This is a genomic window from Acinetobacter sp. YH12043 (genome assembly GCF_013419915.1).
Taxonomy (GTDB): domain Bacteria; phylum Pseudomonadota; class Gammaproteobacteria; order Pseudomonadales; family Moraxellaceae; genus Acinetobacter.
In genome coordinates this window covers 114,547-120,552 of sequence record NZ_VOZD01000009.1, presented here as the reverse complement: position 1 = coordinate 120,552, position 6,006 = coordinate 114,547, and the positions used below count along the sequence as shown (strand labels likewise).

The 6,006-nt window shown below is 42.7% G+C and carries 6 protein-coding genes and 4 tRNA genes; 7 read left to right on the top strand and 3 right to left on the bottom strand.

Annotated elements, in window-relative coordinates:
- Positions 1-158: 158 nt before the first annotated feature.
- Positions 159-1,340, bottom strand: coding sequence for a S1C family serine protease (locus tag FTU01_RS06395; protein WP_004782756.1), 1,182 nt, complete (start codon positions 1,338-1,340; stop codon positions 159-161).
- A gap of 170 nt (positions 1,341-1,510) precedes the next feature.
- Here FTU01_RS06395 and FTU01_RS06390 point away from each other — a divergent pair, with 170 nt between their 5' ends.
- From FTU01_RS06390 to FTU01_RS06360, 7 genes are all read left to right on the top strand, one after another.
- A complete protein-coding gene (locus FTU01_RS06390; protein ID WP_180138559.1) occupies positions 1,511-2,269 on the top strand; it encodes a Nif3-like dinuclear metal center hexameric protein in 759 nt (252 codons plus the stop codon).
- Positions 2,270-2,422: 153 nt separating this feature from the next.
- Positions 2,423-3,049, top strand: a complete 627-nt coding sequence (locus FTU01_RS06385; RefSeq protein WP_004782758.1) for a superoxide dismutase — start codon at positions 2,423-2,425, stop codon at positions 3,047-3,049.
- A gap of 147 nt (positions 3,050-3,196) precedes the next feature.
- A tRNA-Asn gene (locus FTU01_RS06380) sits at positions 3,197-3,272 on the top strand.
- A 6-nt stretch (positions 3,273-3,278) separates the two neighbouring features.
- Positions 3,279-3,354 (top strand) — tRNA-Asn (locus tag FTU01_RS06375).
- 274 nt (positions 3,355-3,628) lie between these two features.
- Positions 3,629-3,704 (top strand) — tRNA-Asn (locus FTU01_RS06370).
- A 6-nt stretch (positions 3,705-3,710) separates the two neighbouring features.
- Positions 3,711-3,786, top strand: a tRNA-Asn gene (locus tag FTU01_RS06365).
- 62 nt (positions 3,787-3,848) lie between these two features.
- Positions 3,849-4,292 (top strand): DUF2726 domain-containing protein, encoded by a 444-nt coding sequence (locus tag FTU01_RS06360; RefSeq protein WP_180138558.1) that lies wholly within the window; start codon positions 3,849-3,851, stop codon positions 4,290-4,292.
- A gap of 5 nt (positions 4,293-4,297) precedes the next feature.
- Here FTU01_RS06360 and FTU01_RS06355 read toward each other — a convergent pair whose 3' ends face one another.
- Both FTU01_RS06355 and FTU01_RS06350 read right to left on the bottom strand, forming a co-directional pair.
- Positions 4,298-4,549 carry a hypothetical protein gene (locus tag FTU01_RS06355; RefSeq protein WP_180138557.1) on the bottom strand — a complete coding sequence of 84 codons (252 nt, stop codon included), beginning with the start codon at positions 4,547-4,549 and terminating at the stop codon, positions 4,298-4,300.
- Positions 4,550-4,659: 110 nt separating this feature from the next.
- Positions 4,660-5,910 (bottom strand): S9 family peptidase, encoded by a 1,251-nt coding sequence (locus FTU01_RS06350; RefSeq protein WP_180138556.1) that lies wholly within the window; start codon positions 5,908-5,910, stop codon positions 4,660-4,662.
- Positions 5,911-6,006 lie beyond the last annotated feature (96 nt).

Below are 6,006 nucleotides of genomic sequence, written 5' to 3'. Positions count from 1 at the left end.
TTAATGGAGAAATCTAATCGGTATGTTATACCTGAGAGAAGAGTGAGGAGTTATCCAAGGGTTGTAAAAGGAAAACCTCAAAAATACCCAAGAAAAAGCCAGTCAATCTCTTAACTGACTGGCATTACTCACATGGAGGGATTTTCCTGAAGAAAAAATTACTGACCTGGTAAAGGAATATATTGTGAAGAACTGCTTTGCGTTTTACGTTCACTAATCACCACATCCAGTGTCATAGTTTTTCCAGCGCGTTCTACTTCAATCTGAACAGTACTGTTTGGGGCCTGTAAAGCGACAAAATTAATCAGATGTGAGGCAGAAGTAATCACTTCATTATTCACCTTAATGATTTTATCACCACGCTGGATGCCAGCTTTTGCTGCAGGTCCATTTTCCAGCACTTCAGCGACCACTACACCTGATTCTTTAGGTTGCAATACATCATTACGTTCTGTCGGCAACAGACTGATACCCAGCCAGCCACGAACGACACGGCCATCTTTCAGGATTGCATTCATCACTTGCTGACAGATTTTAGCGGGAATCGCAAAACCAATCCCCAGTGAGCCACCTGTTTGGGAGAAGATTGCTGTATTTACCCCGATCAGGTTACCAGCAACATCAATCAATGCACCACCCGAGTTACCCGGGTTAATTGCAGCATCTGTCTGAATAAAGTCTTCATAGGTATTGATGCCCAGATCAGAACGGCCTGTCGCAGAAATAATCCCCTGAGTCACGGTTTGACCGACACCAAACGGGTTACCAATAGCCAGAACAACATCACCGACTTCATTGCCACTCAGCTTGAATGGCAAAACTGGCAATTGTTCAAGTTCGATCTTGATTACAGCCAAATCCGTATCTGGGTCTGTACCCACGACCTTGGCTTCGGCACGGCGTCCATCATGCAAAGCCACCACAATCTGGTCTGCTTGTGCAATCACGTGGTTATTGGTCAGGATATAACCATCAGGACGTACAATTACACCTGAACCTAAACTGTTTTCATTTGGACTCTGACCAAACTGGTCTGGCAACTGATCACCGAAAAATTCACGGAAGACTGGATCAGTCAGTAAAGGGTGCGCCTGCTGTTTTACTTTTTGTGTGGTAAAGATATTCACCACCGCAGGTGCTGCGACTTTCACGGCGGCACTATAGGAGACAACCCCTCCAGAACGCGAAGTATCAATCAACGGTTCTACTTTTTCAGCAGGCATTTTTACGCCATCCGGCGCAATCGGTGATTTAGGTTTCTGCAGCTGCTGCCACCCCAAAAAACCGATAATGACTAAAATCAGTAACACCCAAGGTAACCATGTAAAGGTGCGGCGCACTTTGCTATCCTCTAAAATATTTTAATTCGTTGATGACTAAGTAATTTGTATCCTATTGTAATGCCAAATACATAACTAAACACAAAAAAATCCACAGAGATTTGTGCTGCTTTAGTTACAATTGGACAAATAAATAAGAATTGGCAAGTTTATAAACTGACAGGAATTTTATGGCGAATTTAAACGATATTATCCGCTGGTGCGATCAGACTTTGGCATCTTCCGAATTTAAGGACTATGCACCGAATGGCTTACAGATCGAAGGCCGAGCTGAAGTCAATAAAATTTTATGTGCCGTTACTGCCTCCCAAACTGCGATCGAAGCTGCGATTGAACAAGGTGCTGATTTGTTACTGGTACATCATGGTTATTTCTGGAAAGGTGAAGCCTACCCGATTACCGGGATGCGTGGTAAACGCATTAAAAGCCTGATCCAACATGATATTTCGCTTGTCGGTTATCACCTGCCCTTAGACAGCCATCCAACGCTGGGAAATAATGCTGCGATTGCAGACCTGCTGGAACTGGAAAACCTTGAACAGCTTGATCCGAATGAGCGCCGTCCAATTGGGAATATTGGTTATTTAAAGCAGGCCATGACGCCAGAAGGATTCAAGGCCTATGTATCAGAAAGACTTGGCTATGATGCGCTGCATTTACCTGCTGAAAAAAGCCTGATTCAAAAAGTCGGTTTCTGTACTGGTGGTGCACAGGATTATATTCATAAAGCGGCGGCACAAGACTGTGATGCTTATATTTCTGGCGAAGTCAGTGAGCGTACTTTTTATGATGCTCAGGAACTGGATGTGCATTATTATGCCTGCGGCCACCACGCCACTGAAAAATATGGTGTACAACGTCTGGCTAAAGCTATTTCAGAACAATTTAATATTAAGTATAGTTATTTCGAATTAAACAATCCGATTTAATTTCGATTGGCAAGTAGATGAGTGGCTTTATCTTTAAATTTTCAGGCTTTATTCTGTATTGTTATTTATACACAGTGCCCATTTTTGCCTAAGAATCTATTACAATAACGCCACTTATTGTCAAAACCCAGCAAAATGCAAGGAATTGAAAACATGACAACCATTACTTTACCACCATTACCATACGACTACGACGCTCTTGCTCCACACATCAGCAAAGAAACTTTAGAATACCACCACGACAAACACCACAACACTTATGTGGTTAACCTGAACAACCTGATCGCTGGTACTGAGCTTGAAGGCAAAACGCTAGAAGAAATCATCAAAGCAACTGCTGGTGATTCATCTAAAGCAGGTGTATTTAACAACGCTGCGCAAGTATGGAACCACACATTCTACTGGAACTGCTTGACTAAAAACGGTGGCGGTAAAGCAACTGGCGCTTTGGCTGCAAAAATTGACGAAGCTTTCGGTTCTTACGAAAAATTCGCTGAAGAGTTCGCAACTGCTGCTGCAACTCAGTTCGGTTCAGGTTGGGCTTGGTTAGTTGCTGATGAAGTAAACGGTAACCTGTCTATCCTTAAAACTTCAAATGCTGACACTCCAATGGCACACGGTAAAATTGCTGTGTTGACAATCGACGTTTGGGAACACGCTTACTACATCGACTACCGTAATGCTCGTCCTAAATACATCTCTACTTTCCTAGAAAGTCTGGTGAACTGGGATTACGCAAATGCGAAATATGCAGGTCAACCTGCAGGTGTTGAGAAATAATTTTTTATTTCCAGCTTAAAAAATCACCCCTTGTGGGTGATTTTTTTATTTTTGGGTCTGAGATGCATATTAAAAAAACAAATGATTCATTTCTTTACAGGAATTGATTGACGGTCTTTGTTTTCCTGCCTAAAATGCGCATCAGATTCTCCAATAGCTCAGTCGGTAGAGCGACGGACTGTTAATCCGCAGGTCCCTGGTTCGAGCCCAGGTTGGAGAGCCAATCTATTCTCCCATAGCTCAGTCGGTAGAGCGACGGACTGTTAATCCGCAGGTCCCTGGTTCGAGCCCAGGTGGGAGAGCCAAGATTCTGAAAAAACCCACTCATTGCGAAGTGGGTTTTTTTATGTCTTTTTGGTATTAAATATCTATATGAGTCTTGTTTTTAGTTTTAGCGACTCGCAACCTTGACAGAGAATAATCACGCAACCCCTCTACCTTTAATCTAGATTACATAAACATAACATTTTGAACTACAATCATTTTTGATTATTTTTAAAACACTTGATTCAGTTTTTTTAGCTTTTTTATAAAAGTGCCTTGACCCCTTTTTAAATCTCTCTATAATCGCTTGCAGATTCTCCAATAGCTCAGTCGGTAGAGCGACGGACTGTTAATCCGCAGGTCCCTGGTTCGAGCCCAGGTTGGAGAGCCAATCTATTCTCCCATAGCTCAGTCGGTAGAGCGACGGACTGTTAATCCGCAGGTCCCTGGTTCGAGCCCAGGTGGGAGAGCCAAGATTCTGAAAAACCCACTCATTGCGAAGTGGGTTTTTTTATTCTTTTCTCTTTTATGATCCGTGTTTGATTTGAGTCAGTTTATATTCTTTGTGATTGGCTGTCTGGCAAGCTTTGCCTTAATTTGCCTGCTCTTCCCCCATCTGTTTACCCGCCAGACGAAATTCTATCCCAAGCGTGTCATTACAGCTTTCGAAAGCAAGATGTTTACTCGCCTGAAAGATGCTTTTCCGCATCATCACATTCTGGCACAGGTCGCATTTAGTGCTTTGATCACACATGACAATATGAAAATGCGCAGCAAGTTCAACCGTAAAGTGACCGATTTTGTGGTGATGGACCGGGAATATAATGTAGTGGCGATTATAGAACTGGATGACCCTAGCCATATTGGCAAGGAACAGGAAGATGCGGAACGCGATGCGATGCTGATTGCTGCCGGCTACACAGTCGTCCGCTACACTGAAATTCCAACGATCCGGCAGCTACAAAGAGATTTGAGATGAATAGTTTAATGAGAAGAATTTGTTTCAGCTTCGGAAGCAGCTTGAGCCTCCTGCTCTGCCTTTGATTTTTCAGCCGCTTCACGCGCTTCAATCCGGGCAATCATATCTGCCTGTTGTTGCTTATATTTTTCCTGATTCTTCGCATCGCTATTAACTGCCAGAAATGCCATGGTCACCAAAAAAATTGGAACACACAAAGCCAAGGTTCCAAAGATAAGCAGTTTTTTGATACTGCGGGGTTTTGTCTGTTCCGACATAACGAGCCTACACTGATAACCTATAATCTTAAGCCACTATAACAAACTTAAATGATTGCTCAAGGCCTAGCATCACAAGGAATAAAAAGGAGCCGAAGCTCCTTTTAGGATTAAGGATTGACAGAAATACCTGAAGGCATATAGGTATTAATAAAGGTCAGCAGCTGGGTTCTGCTTTGTACAATGGCCTCGGTATGTGAAGCATTCTCTACCTCTACAAAATTCACTGTGGTTCCCATATCTTTCAAGCCCTGTTGTAAAGTATTTGTTACTGGATACGGAACAGCCATATCTGCAGTACCTTGAATGATCATCACAGGAACATTAATTTTTTCAGTTGCAGGCTGATTATTCTCAAGGAACTTTTCAACCGACGAATTATTCTGGAAGTTTTCTACTAATCCCGGATAGTCCACGACTGTTTTTTCCGGATTATTCACCAGATAATCATCAATATCTTGCATATATTCAGTAATCAGTGGCCCTAAACAAAGTCCATTTTCTCCAGTCGTACCTTCCGCCTTTTCAGCCACAATCCCTGCACGGCTTGAGAATATATTGCGATAGTTAAAGCCTGGTTCATAAGCTTTAATCCCTACAGCCACATAAGCCGCATATGCCAGTAATTCTGCATAGACCGCTTTCGCAGCATTATCTTGTCCAGCCTCAACCAAAGCATTAAGCGCTTGTGGTGCTACTTCACTGATAATATAGCCCAGACTTGAGGCCGGAGCTGCTGCAATTGCTGCCTTATAATTTGGATCTTCATCGGCAAACTGGGCTGTGGCAAGTGATGCGTGTCCTCCCTGGGATTGTCCCACTGAGACCCAGGCACCATTAAATCGATTTCCTTGTTGTTCTTTAAAGGCTCTTACTGCATAGATAGCCGATTGTGCCGCACTTTTTAAATTTAAATAAGGATGGATCCCCCGAGTACCTAATCCTTCATAATCGGGTGCAACAATCACATATCCCTGTGCAAGCAAGCTGCTGGCCAATCCTCTAAAATTATTATTCAGCTGGTTATTACTTGGTGCACAAGAATCACCGCTACCCACCGTGCCATGTTCCCAAACCACCACCCTCCATCCGTCTTGAGGTTGAGGTATATTTGGATAAAACACCATGGCTGTCGCTTCAGCCCGTTCACCATTTACGTTTGGCATATTATAGCGTATGACTTGAATATCCGATGCTTCAGGCAAGGTATCCTCATCATAAGACTGTTGACTTAAAAATACCCTTTCCTGTGGTCGGAACGAATCATTATCATCGTCATTACACGCAGTCATAAACAATGACATGGAACATACCAGTGCCAGACAGGTTTTTTTGAAACCGTTTTTCACTACATTATTCATATTCTAATCCCTTATTGTTGTTTATGATTTTCATGAAGAATCTTGAATTAAGCATAAAAAAAAGCACCCTTATAGGATGCTTTTGTTATGAATCGA

Bases quoted from the DNA above. Each gene is read 5' to 3' on its own strand.
- FTU01_RS06390 (WP_180138559.1), top strand. From the start codon at position 1,511: ATGGCGAATTTAAACGATATTATCCGCTGGTGCGATCAGACTTTGGCA.
- FTU01_RS06355 (WP_180138557.1), bottom strand. From the start codon at position 4,549: ATGTCGGAACAGACAAAACCCCGCAGTATCAAAAAACTGCTTATCTTT.
- FTU01_RS06385 (WP_004782758.1), top strand. From the start codon at position 2,423: ATGACAACCATTACTTTACCACCATTACCATACGACTACGACGCTCTT.
- FTU01_RS06350 (WP_180138556.1), bottom strand. From the start codon at position 5,910: ATGAATAATGTAGTGAAAAACGGTTTCAAAAAAACCTGTCTGGCACTG.